This window comes from Spirosoma daeguense, assembly GCF_054776875.1.
Genome location: NZ_BAAHBF010000004.1, coordinates 335,591 through 354,487, shown reverse-complemented (window position 1 = coordinate 354,487; position 18,897 = coordinate 335,591). Strand labels below are relative to the sequence as shown.

The 18,897-nt window shown below is 46.7% G+C and carries 15 protein-coding genes; 9 read left to right on the top strand and 6 right to left on the bottom strand.

What is annotated here, in order from left to right; translation table 11 throughout:
* Positions 1-82: 82 nt before the first annotated feature.
* The 9 genes from ACYVD4_RS14420 to ACYVD4_RS14380 all read left to right on the top strand — a co-directional run bounded on the left by ACYVD4_RS14420 (position 83) and on the right by ACYVD4_RS14380 (position 13,226).
* Positions 83-700: a response regulator gene (locus ACYVD4_RS14420; RefSeq protein ID WP_460946776.1), complete on the top strand. Its 618-nt coding sequence runs from the start codon at positions 83-85 to the stop codon at positions 698-700.
* Between the two features lie 7 nt (positions 701-707).
* Positions 708-3,791, top strand: a complete 3,084-nt coding sequence (locus ACYVD4_RS14415; RefSeq protein ID WP_460946774.1) for a sensor histidine kinase — start codon at positions 708-710, stop codon at positions 3,789-3,791.
* A gap of 387 nt (positions 3,792-4,178) precedes the next feature.
* Positions 4,179-5,135, top strand: coding sequence for a hypothetical protein (locus ACYVD4_RS14410; RefSeq protein WP_460946772.1), 957 nt, complete (start codon positions 4,179-4,181; stop codon positions 5,133-5,135).
* Between the two features lie 10 nt (positions 5,136-5,145).
* Positions 5,146-5,799: a hypothetical protein gene (locus ACYVD4_RS14405; protein ID WP_460946770.1), complete on the top strand. Its 654-nt coding sequence runs from the start codon at positions 5,146-5,148 to the stop codon at positions 5,797-5,799.
* Positions 5,771-6,883 carry an ATP-binding protein gene (locus ACYVD4_RS14400; RefSeq protein WP_460946768.1) on the top strand — a complete coding sequence of 371 codons (1,113 nt, stop codon included), beginning with the start codon at positions 5,771-5,773 and terminating at the stop codon, positions 6,881-6,883. The genes ACYVD4_RS14405 and ACYVD4_RS14400 overlap by 29 nt, the downstream gene beginning before the upstream one ends.
* 75 nt (positions 6,884-6,958) lie before the next feature.
* The gene (locus ACYVD4_RS14395) at positions 6,959-7,591 is read left to right on the top strand and encodes a response regulator (protein WP_460946766.1); all 633 of its coding nucleotides are present in this window, start codon (positions 6,959-6,961) and stop codon (positions 7,589-7,591) included.
* A 189-nt stretch (positions 7,592-7,780) separates the two neighbouring features.
* Positions 7,781-11,032, top strand: coding sequence for a fibronectin type III domain-containing protein (locus ACYVD4_RS14390; RefSeq protein WP_460946764.1), 3,252 nt, complete (start codon positions 7,781-7,783; stop codon positions 11,030-11,032).
* 4 nt (positions 11,033-11,036) lie between these two features.
* Positions 11,037-11,489 carry a hypothetical protein gene (locus ACYVD4_RS14385; protein ID WP_460946762.1) on the top strand — a complete coding sequence of 151 codons (453 nt, stop codon included), beginning with the start codon at positions 11,037-11,039 and terminating at the stop codon, positions 11,487-11,489.
* Positions 11,490-11,561: 72 nt separating this feature from the next.
* On the top strand, positions 11,562-13,226 hold the full coding sequence (locus ACYVD4_RS14380; RefSeq protein ID WP_460946760.1) for a tail fiber domain-containing protein: 1,665 nt from the start codon (positions 11,562-11,564) through the stop codon (positions 13,224-13,226).
* A 45-nt stretch (positions 13,227-13,271) separates the two neighbouring features.
* Here the strand turns inward: ACYVD4_RS14380 and ACYVD4_RS14375 are convergent, their stop codons facing one another.
* The 6 genes from ACYVD4_RS14375 to ACYVD4_RS14350 all read right to left on the bottom strand — a co-directional run bounded on the left by ACYVD4_RS14375 (position 13,272) and on the right by ACYVD4_RS14350 (position 18,830).
* Positions 13,272-14,834 (bottom strand): DUF1501 domain-containing protein, encoded by a 1,563-nt coding sequence (locus ACYVD4_RS14375; protein ID WP_460946758.1) that lies wholly within the window; start codon positions 14,832-14,834, stop codon positions 13,272-13,274.
* 100 nt (positions 14,835-14,934) lie between these two features.
* On the bottom strand, positions 14,935-16,485 hold the full coding sequence (locus tag ACYVD4_RS14370) for a DUF1800 domain-containing protein (RefSeq protein ID WP_460946756.1): 1,551 nt from the start codon (positions 16,483-16,485) through the stop codon (positions 14,935-14,937).
* 230 nt (positions 16,486-16,715) lie between these two features.
* A complete protein-coding gene (locus tag ACYVD4_RS14365) occupies positions 16,716-17,375 on the bottom strand; it encodes an alpha/beta hydrolase (RefSeq protein WP_460946754.1) in 660 nt (219 codons plus the stop codon).
* A 6-nt stretch (positions 17,376-17,381) separates the two neighbouring features.
* Positions 17,382-17,912: a DUF4442 domain-containing protein gene (locus ACYVD4_RS14360; protein WP_460946752.1), complete on the bottom strand. Its 531-nt coding sequence runs from the start codon at positions 17,910-17,912 to the stop codon at positions 17,382-17,384.
* 20 nt (positions 17,913-17,932) lie between these two features.
* Positions 17,933-18,400 carry a DinB family protein gene (locus tag ACYVD4_RS14355; RefSeq protein ID WP_460946750.1) on the bottom strand — a complete coding sequence of 156 codons (468 nt, stop codon included), beginning with the start codon at positions 18,398-18,400 and terminating at the stop codon, positions 17,933-17,935.
* A 22-nt stretch (positions 18,401-18,422) separates the two neighbouring features.
* The gene (locus ACYVD4_RS14350; protein WP_460946748.1) at positions 18,423-18,830 is read right to left on the bottom strand and encodes a MarR family winged helix-turn-helix transcriptional regulator; all 408 of its coding nucleotides are present in this window, start codon (positions 18,828-18,830) and stop codon (positions 18,423-18,425) included.
* Positions 18,831-18,897: the final 67 nt, after the last annotated feature.

Below are 18,897 nucleotides of genomic sequence, written 5' to 3'. Positions count from 1 at the left end.
AATTCATTAGCAGTCAGTTAGAAATATATTCGTTCAGAATAACAGACTGATTTTCTATCCACGATAATACGCTTTGAGTGCCATGCATAAACTGCTGATTGTAGACGATCATCGGATGTTTGCAGATGGTATCCGGTTTTTGCTGGAGCAGACAGTGGCGTATGATGTGATCGGTATTGTGGAGACTGGGCGTGAAGTAATTCCATTTCTTGGCAAACATCCGGCTCACATACTTCTGCTCGATATTGACTTGCCCGATATGACAGGTCTGGATGTTCTTAAAGCCATTCGTCCGCTTTTTCCCGATATAAAAGTTCTGATATTATCGATGCTGAACGATGCACAATCTATTCGTCGCGCGTTCGAAGCGGGGGCTATTGGCTATTGCCTAAAAACTGCCGGGCAGGAAGAACTATTTCGAGCAATCCAATTCGTCTGCGAAGGAAAACAGTATGCCCCTAGTGAATTTGAGGAGCTTGAGGAAGCACTTGACAAACAACGAAAACGATACGACCTCACCGAACGGGAAGCCGAAATTATTCAACTTATTGTTGCTGGCGAAAGCTCGAAACAAATTGCCAGCAAGCTTTTCCTGAGCATACGAACGGTAGAAACGCATCGGAAAAATATCTATCGTAAGCTGGGTGTTCATACTAATGTAGAGCTGTCTTTATTTACGCGGACTAATGACCTAACCTGATATACAAATGGCTCGTCTGGCGTTTATTATCGGTCTTTTTTGTGTAAGGCTGTCGTGGGCGCAGACAGGGGGCGTCACTGAGTCGGCAACTCCTAATTTTCTAGAGCATTTTGCTCAGGAAAATGGGCTTTCGCAGGGAACGGGCTATGCCATTACGCAATACGACGATTTCATGTGGTTTGCCACGCAGGATGGACTCAATCGGTTCGATGGTTATGAATTTAAGGTATTCAGGCCCTCGGGCAGAAATGGTTTGAATAACAGCATTGTACAGACGTTGCTGGTCGATTCAAAAAAACGCTTCTGGATCGGCACGGGGGGAGGATTAAATATCTACAACAAAGAAAATCAGCGATTTAGTCGATTTGCGGCAGTTATAGGTGTTGCACATGCTGTTGACAGTGTCTCTATCGAAAAACTACTGGAAGACAGACAGGGCAATATCTGGATCATGACCGACGAAAAAGGGCTGTTCTGCCTCAATCCGGTTACGCGAAAAATTCGCAGTTACTTTCCCGATAATAATGCACTAACCAGCTTGTGCCTATCATCGGCTGGCGATCTATGGGTATCTGATTATCAGGCTACGTATCGATATGATAGCGTGAGTGATACGTTTCGGGTGTTTCTGACGAAAAAGCAACTAGGCACACCTTCGCTACTTAGTACGTTGCTGGTTGATAAACAGAATAACCTCTGGATTGGCACTCGCGACGATGGCATATTTATGGTGCCTAAGGCATCGCTACGTTCGAAATTCATTCATTTCAGGCAGGGAAATACCAACAGAGATCTGAGCAGCAACGAAAGCACCGCCTTGTTATGTGATCGGCTGGGGCGGGTATGGATCGGGTCGCGTACGGGAGGAATCTCGCTTTTCAATCCGGCTTCGGGAACATTCACCTATCTAAAACATTCCCGAAATAATGCCAGAAGTCTGGCCGAAAATGGTATCTGGAGTTTGTTCGAAGACCAGCGCGGAATCATCTGGATTGGTTTGAATAGTCATGGAGTCGATAAGTATGACCCCAATAGATTTCCGTTCCAGTTGATTCAGCGCGACGTTGATGCTCCGGCGGTTTCAGTGCCCGATAATATGATTTTTCGATTAACGGGTGAAGGTAATATGGTTTATATCGGTACAGGAACAGGCGGACTGGCGCAGTTTTCGCTGGCGAGCCAACAGGTTGTGCCTTTGCTAAGCCGAACGATGCTGGCGGCTCAGGATACGAATCAGATTATCAGCAATGAAGTCCGGGTTATTGTGCCCGATGATAAGAAACTCTGGCTAGCCAATGGTCGTGGGCTTATTCTGTACAACCCTGTTGGGCGAACGCATGCTTCGTATAAAGCCCCAGATCAATACCGGCAGCTTTATGCTTATGCAGCTTATCCGGTACGCGATTCTGCCGGCCGGACAACCGAAATCTGGACCGGCGGAGGGTCGGGGCTGGCGCGATTCGACGTACTGACAAAGCGTTGGAAAAACTGGGATGATTTGCCAACACTGAAGACAATTGCCCAACGAACAATCCGGCTTATGTATGCCGACGATTGCCAGAATCTTTGGCTTGGCACATTGGGGCATGGTCTGATTCGGTATAATCGGGTTACGCATTCGGTTACTACGTTCGATAAAGCAAATGGACTTCCGTGTGCCAACATTCGGTCGATGCTGGCCGTTGATAAAACACTTTGGATTGGCACCGATTGCGGCCTGTTCAGCCTTGACCTGGAAACTTATAAAATTACGCACCATTACTCCAGCCAATCTTCAGCGGCATCGTTTCGTTTTCCCAATGATGTTATTTATGGCATCCTAAACGATGATCAGGGGTATCTCTGGGTAAGCAGTAACAAAGGGCTTTCGCGGTTTTCACCAAAGCTGGGAATTGTTAAAAATTTTGACCGTAACGACGGCTTGCAGAGCGACGAGTTCAATACCAATGTTTGTTATCGACACCCAGACGGTACGCTATTTTTTGGTGGTATCAACGGCATTAACTTTTTTCGTCCCGACCGGCTGAACAGGAATACGTTTATACCTCCCGTTCGTATTACCCGCATTGCCGTGCTCGATAGTACGTATGCCCCAGAGCAGAAGCAGCTAACGCTACGTTACGATCAGAATTTTGTGCGTTTTGAATTTGCGGCTCTCAATTTTACGAATACTGAAAAAAATCAATACCAATACAAGCTCGACGGAATTGATCCGGATTGGGTACAGGCACAATATCGGCGTTATGCCGACTATACCAAACTGCCTCCCGGCGACTACGTATTTCAGGTGAAAGGCAGCAACGACGATGGGGTTTGGAGCAACGAGGTGACCACTGTGAACGTATCGATCAGGCCACCATTCTGGATTACGTGGTGGTTTCGGGTATTGCTAATCGGGTTGCTTATTGGTGGCATGTATGGCATTTATCGATATCGAATTCACGAAATCAAAACGCGGCAGGCCGATATTCTGAGCGGGTCGATTCGGACGCAGGAACTGGAACGGCAGCGGTTTGCCAAAGAACTCCACGATGGGGTAGGTGCCAATCTGGCCGTTCTGAAAATGTATCTATCGTCGCTAGGCTCGCTCAGTGTGCCGATCGATGAAATCAGAAGCCGCTCGTTAGACGTATTGAAATCGTCCATTGAGGATATCCGGAGTATTATTCACGATATGCACCCGCGTAGTCTGAATGAATTTGGGCTGGTTTACACGATTCGGGAAATGGTGCAGCTTTTTACCGATGGTCAACGTATACATGTTACGTTCGATGCGGTTGATGTTCCCCAAAAACTACCGTCGGCTATCGAAATCAATCTGTTTCGGGTTGTGCAGGAACTTCTTCAGAATGCCCTGAAGCACTCGAAAGCAGATTCGGTATGGTTACAGATGCGTGTAGAAAATAATTTCCTACGCGTATCATATCGTGATAACGGCGAAGGCTTCAGCCCTGAATTAGCCAAACGGTTGGCAGGCAATGGGCTGGTCAATATAAACGAACGTATCAAGTTACTGGGTGGCTCCTGCACATTTACATCGGAGCCGCATCGGGGTACAATCGTAGCGATTAACGTCCCGCTGGTTTCCTGAACCACTGTTTTCTTGGATCGATTTGTCACCTGCTACGTAGTGAAATACCAAAATCTTGGTATTTACAACGAGCATCTTTTTACTCACTTTTGAGTGAGTTTATGAACCTTTCCTCTGTGTGCGGTATGCGGCCAGAAAAAGATAAAACCGCCCTTGTCTGGCTTATTATATCCTTTATTGCGGTAGTCTCTGCCGTAGCAGGTTTGTTGTTAATTTGACGTTTTTACCTTCTATCCAGATAACCGGTACGGGATGGCTTTATAAGCTCCCGTACCGGAAAACCATGAGTTTATGCGATTTTATGGGTTAGACCTAGTCTATAGTTTTGCGCCTATATGTTGATTCATTTTACTCACAAATTCACCATTTACTTTTTACCACATCTTCATGGCACACCCTATTATAGAATCCGATGAGCAGATAGAGACTAACATGCATGGTTTTGATCCGTTGTCTAAAGCGGCCGCCATTTCACTCATTGATGGCTTTCAAACCCTTAGTCCTGATCGCCAACTTGATCTATCACAAGGCTCGTTTTATATCGATTCCGACACGTTGGATGACCTCCTTAGGGGGGAACGATCAATGAATGGTCTTTTCGATGCTATTCGCATGATGTTTGGCGTGGATACTGACGGGAAAATGGTGCTACTAATGGATCGGGCAAAGGTTGAGGATGAAGACTTTAAGAAGGGCGTCAGAAAATTTACGGATGTGGCGCAAACTATGTCGATTATCAATACAAGTGGAGAGTATGAATTAATTGAATATGCGTCATTAACGTCAAATACGGTTGAGAGGACTGAGTTCGTTCGTGTCGATCGGGATGGAGATAACTACCGCCAGCTTCGCTTAAACTTTGAGGAACGTTTTGAAAACGATAATGCGCTGAGAACCTATAAAATTTCGGCCAAATCGGTGCTACAGGCGCTTGAGCTTGATACAGAACGGCCTGTTACTTATTCACTTCGGTACCTGATTACCGGATATTACATAGGCTGGGGAACCCTCCAACAAATTAGAAAAGAGGTTGACGATAGGAAAAAGGGAGTAAAATTATTTCTGGGCTATGGAACAAAAACGCTGAATCCAGAATCTGCCCGGTGTTTTCATATAGTAGCCATTGCGGCCGATTCAGTCAGAGCCAGAATAGAAGGCTATCCTCTGGAAGATGTTTGGAGCACGCAGGATCAAACGACACCGGCTAAAATAGAGGGCTTTACTCAATTTTTGGCACCAACAGAAAGTCCTACACTAGATACATGGACCGAGAATCCAGTGATACTGACCTCAGGCTCGTCGTGTCAGGATGAAACAACCGCCAAAATAGGACAAACCACGTAAGAGCGAAGCCGTGCTCCAGATCATACAAGAGCTAGGTAACTACCTGGTTATTCCGTTTTTGCTGGCTAGTTTCTACAAATGGAGAGACTTGGAAATGCCTTTTCGGATCTATATACTGACAGCTTGCGTAATGATTCTGCTGGCTTTGGTAAGATCGAAAGTGGCAATGGGTCATGCTGGGTTTTACATTAGTGCGTTGCTGGGCGTTACGGTATACGGAGGAATTTTTCATATCATTTTGAAACGGGTAATCGATACCCGAATTATCTGGGGAGCTGCAGCAATAATCTGGGTAATTGTTGGCTGGTACATGATTCGCAATGGCGTTCAGGGATTTCAGCTCTTTGTGATCATCCCATATGATTTGTTCATGATTACCTTTTGCAGCATCTATATACTGCACTGCCTGCAAAAACCAGACCCTATGAATTCGGCTGTTTTTCTGCTGATTCTGTACTTGTTGATAGAGTTCTTTGTTAACCTGTTTCTGGATGTAATCAGTAATTTTCTGAAGTCTTATTTGTCAGATAGTTTTATGACGTTGCTTTGGAAGGGTATACTGCCTGTTTATAATGTTTTCCGTTGTCTGGCTATCAACTGGATCATTCTTTCGGTTAAACCCAAACTGCCCAGCCTTGATAAGATTCCGGTTTTCGAAAAGTAACAAACTGGCTCTTTCGTTTATCTTATTATTAGGCGGGCTCACGTTCAGCCATAATTGCCACGCACAACAGATTCAGTTTATATCCTTCAAAGCAACCAACGAACAGACCGATTCTACGTATCACCTCCATCGGCCAATTGTGCTGGATTATAAAAAAACACACATCGTTGTGGGATTTATTGATCGGCCCGATTCTGCTCAGGCACGCTACGTATATCGGCTAGTTGGTTTTGATAATCGCTGGCACGAAAACGGGCGATTGAACTACGTTAATTACATCAATCTGTTTGGGGGAAATTACGAATTACAGGTAAAAAACCTCAATTATCCCAACAACGTAGCAAGCTTGAAATTTTATCTGGACGAAGCCTTCTGGCAACGTCCCTGGTTTGTACCCATACTGACTGCTTTCGGGCTATTGGCGGTCGGTATGGGTCTGTATTTCATTCGAATGTATCGATATCGGGGCCAGATTCGCCTGCAACAGATACGTAACGAAATCGCGGCCGACTTACACGACGATGTAGGAACTGCCCTGAGTAGCATTACGTTTCTGGGCGAAATGGCCAAATCCCGCTTCGATAAAAAGCCCGACGACGTGCGCCCAATCCTTGACCGTATGATGAACGAGTCGCGCGAGATGATGCAAACCATGCGGGGCGTCGTGTGGGTCATTAATCCTCAGAACGACAGCTCTATCGATTTTTTCGACAAGGTGAAAGCGTTTGCCGAAGCTGTTTTGAGTAGTCGTAGGATAAGCGTTACGTTCCGGGTTATGGGAGCCACCGACCTGCCGATGGGGCTGGAGGTTCAGCGAAATCTATTCCTGATTTTTAAGGAGTCGATTGTGAATATTGCCAAACACGCTGAGGCCACCGAGGTGTTGATTCACATCAAAATCGAAAAAACGTATCTATGGGTGCAAATTCAGGATAACGGGAAAGGTTTTGATTATCAATCAACTAATGATGGGAACGGCTTGCGGAATCTGAAAAAACGAGCTATTCAAATTGGAGGGAATCTGGACATAACGTCCATAGTAGGGCAGGGAACAGACGTGAAAATGGTGATTCCGATCACATAAATTCATGATTGACAGGCGTTTGATAGAAGCCGAGCTTTGTAGCTGTTCTATCCACCCATTTAAGCATTGATACGTATGATTCGGGTAACCATTTTCGATGATAACAAAACCTTCACGGATAACCTGTCGCTTTTGTTCGAAGGAAGCGAAGATTATCTGCTGACGGGCGTTTTCCCGAATGCCATAAACGTACTACAAAAGGTAGCCAAAGCCCGGCCCGACGTAGTGATAATGGATATTAAAATGCCCGACGTATCGGGTATTGAGGCCGTCAAAAGTATAAAAGCCGACTATCCGGCTATTCAGATCTTGATGCAGACCGTTTTTGAGGACGATGATAAGGTATTTGCCGCTATTTGCGCGGGTGCATCGGGCTATATTCTGAAAGGTACATCGCCCGACGATGTTCTGGAAGCCATTGCCGAAGTCTATACGGGTGGCTCGCCCATGAGCCCGCCCATTGCCCGAAAAGTGCTGTCGTTTTTTCAGACCGTTCACCAGCCCGAACCTGAGTTTTATGACCTTTCGAAACGGGAAAAAGATATTTTGCGCTGTCTGGTAGAGGGGCAGAGCTACAAAATGATTGCCGATACGTGTTGCATTAGCGTCAATACGGTCAATTCGCACATCCGAAAAGTTTACGAAAAACTGCACGTCAACTCCTCTCAGGAAGCCATTTCGAAAGCCATCCGACAGCGGCTTGTCTAACTAAACTGCTGGATTATTCTACGCTACGTAGCAAAACCCCATTGAATACCACAGCAGATGTGGTATTCAATGGGGTTTTGCTTTAGCTGATCGGGTATGAAAATCATGAATTTATGCGATTTACAGGCGTTGGTTTGTATTGGAAATTTGAGCCATCAAATTCGCTATTCACACTTTACCCATCTCCTTATGAAATCGTTATTTACGGCCTGTTTACTCTGGCTTAGCTGTTTAGTTGCTTCTGGCCAAAACGTTCAGCTATCTGTTCTCCCAACTTCATATTCAGAAGTTTTATTGACGTGGTCGGTACCCGCAGGAAAGACATATTCTTCATTTACGGTAAGCCGGAAGGCAAAAGGAGCAGCAGTAGCCTTTCTGTCTAACGCAATTGGCTCTTCAATACGTACTTATACCGTAACGGGGCTAACCGAAAAAACAACGTATAGTTTCCAGTTGATTTGTAAAGGAAGTGGGTCAACTACCGACTACACGACACCAGAGGTAACGATTACCACGCCCCCCCAGAAATTAGATGCCCCGCTTATTACATCCATCGAACCAATATGGGATGGCAATAGCGAACAGGTGTCGGCGCTAAAAGTAAAATGGGAGCCAAAAACTGCCGATCATGCAGGTTATGTTATTAGCTGGGCGTTGAATGGCGTTTCGCAAGGCTCTTCGGATCAGGGTTTTAATAAAAACCTGACTGAGTTCACTATCAGAAAGGGAAATGCACAGACCTGGCCGGGCTGTAAGGCCAACTACGAAGTAAAGGTAAGAGCTGTGCTCGGTGGAGGTTTTGCTGTTAGCCTTCAATCGCCCGATGCGGTCAAAACAATAGCAGCCACCGTCCGTAAGCCCGATGCACCTCAGAATGTACGGACAAGCGTAGCTGGCACAACAATTACGGTAAATTGGGATGGCTTTAATCAGGCAGAAAGTGTTGAAAGTGGATTCACGATTGAGTATGCTAAAACTGCCGATTTTAACGGAGCTGCATCAGTTACACGACCAGCCAATGAGGGCGTTTACGCTATTTCGGGGCTGACCGGATCGCAGGCTTATTATGTGCGGGTACGGGCCAATAACTGTAATACGAACTCCGACTGGAGCAATACCGCTAATGCCACTACGGCAGCCGGGCCTGTGCCTACAGCTCCCGAAATCACTAAAAACCTGTCGCAGAATTGGACTAAAAACTCCGACCGTGTTACGGTTATTAAAGCCGAATGGACCGATAAATCGAATAACGAAACCGGTTTTGAGATTCAGTGGGGCAATGATGAGCAATATACAGGCGGTTCGGCTAGTGTAGGTGCCAATATCACGAATTATGACGTCGATGGTTCCTGGCCGGGATGTGGGCATAAGGTATACATACGGGTACGGGCGAAGGGCAACGGTACGGAATCGGGCTGGAGTGCAACAACCCTAACCACCTCTATTGCTATACCCGAACGGCCATTGAATGTAAAAGCGGAAGTATTGTCGCATAATCAGATCAAGGTAAGCTGGGAAGGAGCCAATGAATCCTATAGTCGGGAAAGCGAGTTTCTGATTCGGTGTAATAACAATTACCTGGGCGGAGGAGACCCTACGTACAAGGCCGACGCAAACACGGATTCTAAAATTATCGACGTGGCAGCCAACACCCAGTTTTTTGTGTCGATGATAGCCAAAAACTGTGCTGGTAATTCGGAGTGGAGCAATCTGGTAGCTGCCAAAACGCCAGCCGCCCCTACGGTTTCGAAGCCAAAAGCACCCACCAATTTAGTAGCTACGGCCATAAATAGTACGCAGGTAAACCTGAGCTGGACCGACAATGCAACCGACGAAGTAGGCTTTAACATTGAACGTAGCACCGACCAGAGTAATTGGACAACAGCAGGAGATATAGGGTCTGATACGAAGGCGTTTACCGTCAATAATCTGTCGCCGAATACCAAATATTATTTCAGAGTATTTGCCCGAAATAATGGAGGTAATTCCGATTATTCGAACGTAGCAGAAGCTACCACGCAAGCGCCAACTCCAGCCAAGCCCGATAAACCAACCAATCTGGCGGCTGTGGCTACCAGTAGTACCCAGATAAACCTGAGTTGGACCGACGCTTCGGGAAATGAAGAAGGTTTTGACATTGAACGTAGCACCGACAACGCTACGTGGGTAAACCCCGCTACTGTAGCTGCGAATGTCACAACGTATTCAGTAACGGGGTTGACTGCCAATACGAAATACTATTTCCGGGTACGGGCAAAAAACGGTGCAGGTCAATCCGATTGGTCGAACGTAGCCGAAGCAACTACACAGGCAGCGCCCATTACCAAGCCTGCTACACCAACTAATCTGAAAGCCACAGCCAGCAACAGCGCGCAGATCGATTTAAGTTGGACCGATGCGTCCTCGAACGAAGAGGGCTTTGATATAGAACGTAGCACGGATAACGCTACGTGGGGGAATCCGGTGACTTTACCTGCCAATACCGTTACGTATTCTGCTATGGGGCTGACAGCCAGTACGAAATACTATTTCCGTGTAAGAGCCAGACTCGGCGCAACGCCGTCCGATTGGTCGAACGTAGCAGAGGCCACTACACCAGCGGCTCCGGTTGTTAAGCCCGCTACGCCGTTGAATCTGGTGGCAACGCCCGTCAGCACTACGCAGGTGAGTTTAATCTGGACCGATGCATCCTCGAACGAAGAAGGTTTCGAAATTGAACGTAGTACAGATAATACTACGTGGGGAAATCCGGCTACTGTAGCTGCCAATACAATTGCCTATCTGGTATCTGGGCTGACAGCCAGCACAAAATACTATTTCCGGGCACGGGCAAAATTGGGTACTGCTACGTCCGACTGGTCGAATGTGGCCGAAGCTACTACGTCCGCTCTGCCCATTCTGAAACCTGTTGCACCTAGCAATCTTCGTCTTAAAACGGCTACTGTAGCTAATCAGATTTCCATTGAGTGGGACGATAACGCTACCGACGAGACGGCTTATGAACTCTCCCGCGCTACCGACTCGCCTACCAACTGGCAGGTACTCAAAGCTGATTTGCCTGCCAATACAAAAGAGTTTACAGATACGCCGGTTCGGTCAGGAAGCAAATATTTCTATCGAATACGGGCACTACGTACCTCCGATTTCTCGGATTACTCGAACGTATTGGAAACGGTTGCTCCGGTGGTTAGTGCTACGTTGCCCGAAGAAATAGCGAACTGGCAGGTATATCCGAATCCTGTTGTTGAAACGGTTCAGATTGATTTGAATTCGACAGCCATGCATACGCTGGCGGTGGTGAATGCGCTGGGGCAGGAGGTTTGCCGAACCACGATACGCAACAACACTACGTTACGTATAGCCGATTGGCCAGCCGGTCTTTATCTGATGCAGATCAAGACCGCTAATTATTCAAAAACATTCAGACTTTTAAAGCGATAAGATCATGAAAATCAGTCTATATTCTCTGTTTTTTATACTGCTGGTTATTGTTTCGTGTAGTAAGCCGCAGGACCCGGCACCCAGTTCATCGAGTATATTGAAAGGCTCATTTAAAGCCAGAGAAGTGAAAGAAGGTAGCCAGACGGTTTATAAAGAAACCGAAACAGCAAACGTGATTCCGGGTTACGCAAAGTTTCGACTTCGGCTTTCAACCCCCGATATGGGCGTTTTTAAAGCACAATTAATCGAATATTCGGGCGAAACCTTCGACGGGAAATGGACGTATGACGAAAAAAGTCAAACACTCTCGCTAACGAATCTCTCACCAAAGCCAGCCGCTGGTGATCTGATTTATGCTGTCGAACGGGTAGAGTCGGGGCTGGTAGTGCTACGTAGTAAAACCGCCAACCCCAAAACGGGCCAGACCATAAACGAATACACGTTGATACCTGAGTAGAAAAATCACTACGTCGAAACAAAATAGCCAATCGATAAACGTATCGATACACCCACCTAATAAAGAAATACTATGCTACGTCATTTAGTACTCCTAACCGCTACGTTCCTGCTGCTGTTGATAAATGGAGTTCAGGCGCAGATTGGCTTCAACTCGCCCGCAGGTGTAAAACCGACGCGGGATTTTGAGGTATATACCCGGAATGGTTTTCTGGTGCAAAATAAATTTGAATACGTCAACCCAACTAACAACGCATCTAGCTATGTACAAACAATGGATTGTGCAACGAATCCACCGTATTTTTATGCAGCCAACGGAATACTCAAAGACCCTGGCGGTGATAGCAACTATCAGGCAAACCAAAATTGTACACAGTCCATTATAGTAGGTGGAATTGGAAGTGATGGAGGTGTTGAAATCAAATTTCTAGAGCTAGATACAGAAGCCTACGGCGATTATATCAATGTTATTAGTCCATACTCGTTTACCCATACGCTGTCGGGCAACACGATTCCTGAGGTTATTTATATACCAGGAAATCGTGTAGACATTCAATTAGTATCCAACGGGAACTCTACGGTTGGGGCGGGTTTTCGCTTACAATGGCGTGCCATTAAATTTAATGAAACACCACTAGCTGTCAACTCATCTGCCCGCTACGCTTTTTATTTTGATGCAGTCAGAGGTAACACTGTAGCAGGGGTAATTAGCCCAAACTATATAGGTGGTCATGCGTCGGCTAACTTTGGACACAAAAACTATGCAAGTGGTTATGCAGCCGCTAGTTTCGGGCTTGAAAATAATGCTGCTGGATCAACTAGTTTTGCCGCAGGGAACAACAATCAAGTTGATGGTTTCAGTTCTAGTGCTTTTGCTTTGGGTTATAACAACGTCACTGATGGCGACTATTCATTCAGTTTAGGCGAAGGCAATGTTGTACATCAAAACAACTCTTTCGCTCTGGGGAGCAATAACGTCTTGTCAGAACCTGCAATAATAAATTATAAGAAAGACAATTTTGCTTTTGGCAATACAAACGTCCTCAAAAATAGGCTAGGAATAGCTATAGGATTTAATAATACCATTGAAGGGGCTAAATCTATTGCTATAGGTTCTTACGTTGGCTCTCTTTCTAGTGTTAGTGGCTCAACAGTACTTGGCGATTCAGACCCTCTCCAGCAGGGACATACGATGGCAGGTACCAGTAACCAGTTTATCGCCCGTTTTTTGAATGGATATTTTCTGCTGACCTGTGGCAATATTAGTCCTGGACCGGGTTACGGGTCGGTAATAACAGGTGTTCAAATTGGGCGAGGGCAAAGTTCCTGGGCTACCATTTCCGACTCCACCAAAAAAGAGCGTTTTCAGGCCATCAATCACGCAGATTTGCTTCGTAAAATTGGGGCTCTGAAACTTACTTCCTGGAATTACAAAGGCCAAACGAGTATTCGGCATTACGGGCCGATGGCGCAGGATTTTTATGCCGCTTTCGGTAACGATGGACTGGGTCAGATTGGGTGCGATACGCTTATTTACAGTCACGATATGGCCGGTATTACGTTAACAGCCGTGCAGGCATTGATTCGGGAGAATGAAACGCTAAAAAGTCAAAATCAGGAGTTAAAAGCACGTATCGAACGTAGCGAACGAGAAACCGCAGATCAACGCCAACGGCTCGATTTAATAGAACGACGTATCATGCGGCCGCGCACAACAGCCGTTGCCATTCGTCGGTAAAAAAGCAATTGTCTGACTTTCTCTTGGTTACAGCAACGTAATGCGTTATCTTGCTACAACCATCCGTTTTGTTAATAAACCTTGCCCGGTTTCGAGACGTAGCACGTAACTTCCTGTAGGCAAATGATTTACGTCAAGCCGGACAGACGTAGCGGTTGGCCGGGTTGCGTTTACTGCTACGTAGCGCCCCTGTATATCGGCTACCTGTATCGACGTAATCCCCTGCCTGAGCATCGACGATTCGAGAATTACTTCTGTAGAAGCTGGATTCGGGTAAAGTACTGCGTCCGACACAACAGGCTCAGTAGCAGTAACAGTTTGGCGGAATACGGGTGCTACCGAGAAATCCTTAAACAGCGCGGCTGCTTCTGTGGTATTATCCGTGCCGAACCAATCGGTCAGAATGGCGGCATACACCTGTCGGAAATCGGTTTGCATTTTCAGGTTGTTATTGTCCAGATCGCTCAGATTAGGGTTTTTACCGACTATTGGCGTTTTAATTGCCGATCCAAATAAAAACATCGGGGCAGACGTACCGTGGTCAGTACCATAACTGCTGTTGGAGATAGCCCGTCTTCCAAATTCGGAGAACGTCATGCCTACAACCCGATCTTCCAGTTTCAACTGAGCCAGATCGGTCTGGAAAGCGAGGATGGCGTCGGAGAGCGTTTTTAGCAGATTCGCGTGTGCGCCAACGGTTGTATCTGTTGTGCTTACCTGCGTCGCGTGTGTGTCGAATCCGCCCAGCGTCAGGTAATACACTTTGGTTTGCATACCTCCGTGAATGAGTCGGGCAATAATTTTGAGCTGTGCCGCCAGCGCATTCGATGCCGGATACGTAGCAAGATTTTTGCCTTTTCCAGCCGCCGTTTTTATTTGTCCCGCATAGCTTACCGAACTGGCCTGTTGCTGCCGGATAAACTCAATTTGTTTGCCCACATAACCAGTCAACGTAGTAGAAGGCGCATTGGGTTTGTCGCCTACCAGCCGGGCAAACGTATCGGGGTCCTGCAACACAATAGCCATCGAATCGGTCGGGCTAAGCAACGTAGTGGCCGTTACGTAGCCGATCTGAATAGCCGGTGGGTCAGGCATTTGCGTTGTTGGATATTTATCCGGAAAGTCGGGAAATCGTTTGTCAAGATACCGACCTGCCCAGCCCGAAAGTGAGGTTTGATTTGAATCGACAGCCGTCATCCATATATCGCTAGCCCGAAAGTGGGAGAAGTTGGGTGTCGGATATGATACGCCCTGTACAATGCTCAGTTTTCCCTCGTTGAAGAGCTGCTGCATTCCCGTCATAGATGGGTGTAGACCCGTTCCTGCATAATTTTTCAGTGCCAGTGCTTTTGCTTCGGGAATGGCAATATTTTTCCGAAACGTCGCGCTGGTGTACGTACTCATCTGATCGAGTGGAATCACGGTATTTAGCCCATCATTTCCTCCCTGTAACTGAATGATAACCAACACGCGATCTGTTTGATCGGCCAGATTGACCAGCGACTGGATAAACGACGGGCCAGCCATCGCTTTTGCGCCAAATCCGTCGACCAGAACGGGTAACGCCAGCGATGAAGCGGCCAGTTGAAGAAAATTTCGACGTTTCATAAGGGGTAAAGAGTGAAAGAGCGAAAGAATGAATGAGCGAAGTGAGCGGACGAGCATGTTTTCGCTCTTTCACTCATTCATTCTTTCGCTCTTTATAAGATTAGCTTACCTGATATTCAGCCATTCGGAATATGTATTGCAGGAACGTAGTGAGTTTCATCTGAACAGCCTGACGCTTTGCTGCATCGTTTGGCGATTTTATGTAATCGTTCCACTCAATAATCCACTCGTAACGCGGAATTGAACTGAGCAGAACCGTATCGGTCAGGAAATCTCTCTGTGCCTGATCGAGGGGGATGCCCAGCAACTGAGCTGTCACGTCGTTTACCAACTTTGCCGGATCGGTCGGGTCGGAGAGGGTTTTTGCGTAGGCCAGTACGTCTACGGTTTGTTTACCATTCAGCTTTAACGCGTTGGTGGTCAGCGCATCGCCAAAAAAACCGCGCAGACCGAGCGTAGTAGAATTGATCCACTGCTGGTAATAATCGTTCTGATAATAGGCCGTCCAGCCGAATACCGTTGGCGGATTGAGCAAATCCTGTTGTTGCTCTTTCACCCGACTGTAGATGTAATTACCAATCTGATAATAACCCGTCAGATTCTGCGTAGGGTCGGGTGCCTGAAGACCCCAGAACCGAAACGTGCCAACCACCAAATCGGTCGGTGATTTAATAATTGCCCCTCGTACCGTTTCATCGAAAAAAAGCTGACTTTGTAAAAGCGTTGACAGTACAGGCTTGATCTCAAAATTGCTTTTGCGAAACAACTCCGCCAACGGCTGAATAACATTGGTTTCTATGGTATCGGGAATGTCGTAATTGACAAACCAGCGATATAGTTTCCGGCATATATAGCGTGGCGTTTCGGCATTTGCCAGCAACATGTTAACCAGATCGTTCAACTCAGCCAGACCAGCGTCGGCACCGGAACGGCCTTTGATAACCGTATTTTGATACGCTGCCGAAAATTTCTTGTCGGTTGTATCATGCCGATTCGCCCGGAACGTACTGCCAATGGTTGCCGTGGCCACATCCCGGTAATTTGTATCGGCCCAGCCGGTCAGTACTCTGGCGGCTTCCCGAATATCCGCTTCCGAATATCCGCCATTACGTCCGGTTGTAAACAGTTCCTGAAGTTCCCGAGCGTAGTTTTCGTTGGGAGTTCCTGCTACGTTCTGGTTTCCGTTCAAAAACCGAAGCATGGCCGGGTCCTGCGTAATGGCAATGGTAAATGATTTGAAATTTCCCAGCGCGTGCTGACGTAGCAACGCATTGTAGCGATACATGAACCGATAATCGTTCACCGTCGAATCGTTTGTAACGAAGTGGTTCGACCAGAACAAGGTCATTTTTTCGAGCAGCGACAGCGGCTGATTCAGCATCAGGTTGCTCCACCAATGCTTCAGATATACATTATACTTACCCGCATTTGTCTGGTCAAATGCCTGATCGTGAAACGCTTTTGCAGTAGTTAGATCAAGCGGAGGGGCAGGGGTGGGCTGATCGGTGAGCAGTTTGGCTACTATTTGGGTTGCCGTTTGCCCAGCTAGCGTTTTCGCCTGATCTGGCGTTGGGCCAAACGTAGAACGTCTAAGCAAATACAAAACTTGCTCCGATGTTAATGGCTTTGTATACGCATCGAGTAGAGCCATACCATAATCGATTGTAGGTGTTTAGATAAAGCACTATAATATCGACAGAAAATGGCTGAAATCGTTTAGTTATGAATACTTAATTAACTGATTTTTAATGATTAATAATCTATATGGAGGTATTTGTCTATATAGCATCAACAACGTAAACCTGTTTGGGCGAAAGGGTGCTGAATGCGGTAACACAAACTGGAAATGATAACGTAGTGACTACTGCTTCGACTACTGCTTCATCTGGTTAGCGTCAAGACCTGTTCTAAAATGGCCGGTTCAACCCGATGCCCACCGTCGAATTTGGTTAACTGAAGGTTCGGAACGTCGGTTTGCATACGTAGCAAATACGTATCAATGTCGCCCAGAAGCTGGAAATATTCATCCTGCTCGCCATATACGTAGTGCGTTTCTACGTTATCGAGTTTTGACGGCTGTATCAGGTCGGTCAGGCCGTCGGGGAAGAAGCCGGCCCAGAGAATAAGCCGGTCGGCGCGGATATGTCCATAATTCAGCCAGCGGCAGGCTGTAGCCGCTCCCTGCGAAAAGCCTAGCAGGGTAACATGAAACGAATGGGGATCGTTACCCTGCAAAATATGGTTGTAAAGCGAATTTAGATAAGCCAATAAATCGCTGACTTCCTGTTCTTTATCTTCACGAGTAAGCCATGATGCACCTACACGTTTGAATTCGCCGTTGAGATAAAGCCGCGACAAGCCTTCCGGTACAATCACTAGCGTCTGATCGTCGACAATGTTGGTAAATTTGCGACTGAAATATTGGGCCAATTGTCCGTAACCGTGCAAACAGAACCAAATATTTTTTGTCTGAGGAGTCAAGTTTCCTAACGTGAAATATCTGGCCGTACGCTGAACCGCCAGATGATGTTCCTGAACCATAGATGCTTAGCGATGAAACCGTGATTGTTGTTTATCTCTCTTCCGTTGCTCGTAATGACTTTTGTCGGCAACGTAGCACAACCGTTCGAGTTCGGCATAAACAGTGCCATCCTTATCGAGCCATTGTACTACGAATGTTTTTTCGGTTTGTCCATTCAAGGCCACTTCCTGACGTATTGTTTCGAGTTGTTCGTCGGTGATTTCGAAGCGGGCGTAAAGCGTTTGGCGTCCCGGTTTGCGAAATCGAATCGAAGCTGATTTGTCCCAGACAACGTACTGATTGCCCAGAATTCGAAGAAGCATTACCATGTAAAATGGATCGGTAGCTGAAAATAAGCTGCCGCCAAAGATTGTGCCGACGTAATTGTAAGTCCAGAGATTTAACCGTAGCCGGATGTGTACTTCGCGTGAATCGCCCGACCAGAAAAGGATTTTTCCGCCCGTTCCGAAATACATCGGATACCAGTTCATAAACTGGCGAAACCACCACATTTTTACGGATTCGGTTCGGGAGGTTTGCAGAAAAGAAGGTTTCATAATGAACTGTTGTTGAGCCTTTAAAGGCTTGTTTGCAATACAAATTCTTTCCCTTTTTTTGCGGCCTGAGCAATCTGTCCGGCATGGTAAGAGTTGTGATGCATCAGAAAAAGGAGCACCTGCACACGCGGCCACTCGCCAAACGGCGACGGTATCGGCTCGGCCCATTGCGAATCGGTCAGTTGGGGAATATGGCCGGCAATCATAGCAAACGCATCTTCAACCGACTGTTTTACTGATTCCAGATCAAGAGAAATGCCTTCGTCTATAGCACCACCAACTGTTTGTAGTGGAATCGTAACTGGCCGACCGAATAACATCGAAGCAAAACGGTGCATCACTTCGGCTGTATGTAAGGCAATGAAACCTGCCGACGCGGTTTCGGGCGTGAGTCGGTTGTGATACGTAGCGTCAGATAGTTTACGGGTTGGCCCTAACGATGGGCCCTGGCTCATCTGCCACATCTGCAAAATACTTTCAGTAGTCATAATCTGGTTGGGAAATGGCTTGTCAGGAGGCAAGTCGGGTTAGTACATTATTGGAGAATGCGGTTAATCCATCGGTAGCATCTGGACCAAGTTCAGTCCATACCTGCTGATTCAGAACTTTCCAGATTTTGTGACATCGTTTGGCCAGTAGTCGACCTTCTTCAGTCAGGAAAAGACCACTACGTATATTGTCGGTAAGCCAACCTTTTTTTTGCAGAAGCTGCACATCGCGACTCATCGCTGATTTTTCGATCTGTAATCGTTTTGATAATGCAGCCTGACGGATACCCGGCTGGGCAAAAATGTGCATCAGCAATCCGGCCTGTGCAAACGTCACGTCCTCACCAGCAAAGGCATCGTTATAGCGTGTATAGATCACACGTGCCAGCATCCGTAATCGACCCGCAATGCAATACGTTTCTGTGTTCATTTAGCAAAGTTTAAACGAAAAAGTTGTATATGCAACTTTAGCGGCAAAGCGGCTTATAGTCGTGCAG

Excerpts from the sequence above, each read along its gene's own strand:
- ACYVD4_RS14420 (WP_460946776.1), top strand. The coding sequence starts at position 83 with ATGCATAAACTGCTGATTGTAGACGATCATCGGATGTTTGCAGATGGT.
- ACYVD4_RS14415 (WP_460946774.1), top strand. The coding sequence starts at position 708 with ATGGCTCGTCTGGCGTTTATTATCGGTCTTTTTTGTGTAAGGCTGTCG.
- ACYVD4_RS14410 (WP_460946772.1), top strand. The coding sequence starts at position 4,179 with ATGGCACACCCTATTATAGAATCCGATGAGCAGATAGAGACTAACATG.
- ACYVD4_RS14395 (WP_460946766.1), top strand. The coding sequence starts at position 6,959 with ATGATTCGGGTAACCATTTTCGATGATAACAAAACCTTCACGGATAAC.
- ACYVD4_RS14390 (WP_460946764.1), top strand. The coding sequence starts at position 7,781 with ATGAAATCGTTATTTACGGCCTGTTTACTCTGGCTTAGCTGTTTAGTT.
- ACYVD4_RS14385 (WP_460946762.1), top strand. The coding sequence starts at position 11,037 with ATGAAAATCAGTCTATATTCTCTGTTTTTTATACTGCTGGTTATTGTT.
- ACYVD4_RS14380 (WP_460946760.1), top strand. The coding sequence starts at position 11,562 with ATGCTACGTCATTTAGTACTCCTAACCGCTACGTTCCTGCTGCTGTTG.
- ACYVD4_RS14375 (WP_460946758.1), bottom strand. The coding sequence starts at position 14,834 with ATGAAACGTCGAAATTTTCTTCAACTGGCCGCTTCATCGCTGGCGTTA.
- ACYVD4_RS14370 (WP_460946756.1), bottom strand. The coding sequence starts at position 16,485 with ATGGCTCTACTCGATGCGTATACAAAGCCATTAACATCGGAGCAAGTT.
- ACYVD4_RS14365 (WP_460946754.1), bottom strand. The coding sequence starts at position 17,375 with ATGGTTCAGGAACATCATCTGGCGGTTCAGCGTACGGCCAGATATTTC.
- ACYVD4_RS14360 (WP_460946752.1), bottom strand. The coding sequence starts at position 17,912 with ATGAAACCTTCTTTTCTGCAAACCTCCCGAACCGAATCCGTAAAAATG.
- ACYVD4_RS14355 (WP_460946750.1), bottom strand. The coding sequence starts at position 18,400 with ATGACTACTGAAAGTATTTTGCAGATGTGGCAGATGAGCCAGGGCCCA.
- ACYVD4_RS14350 (WP_460946748.1), bottom strand. The coding sequence starts at position 18,830 with ATGAACACAGAAACGTATTGCATTGCGGGTCGATTACGGATGCTGGCA.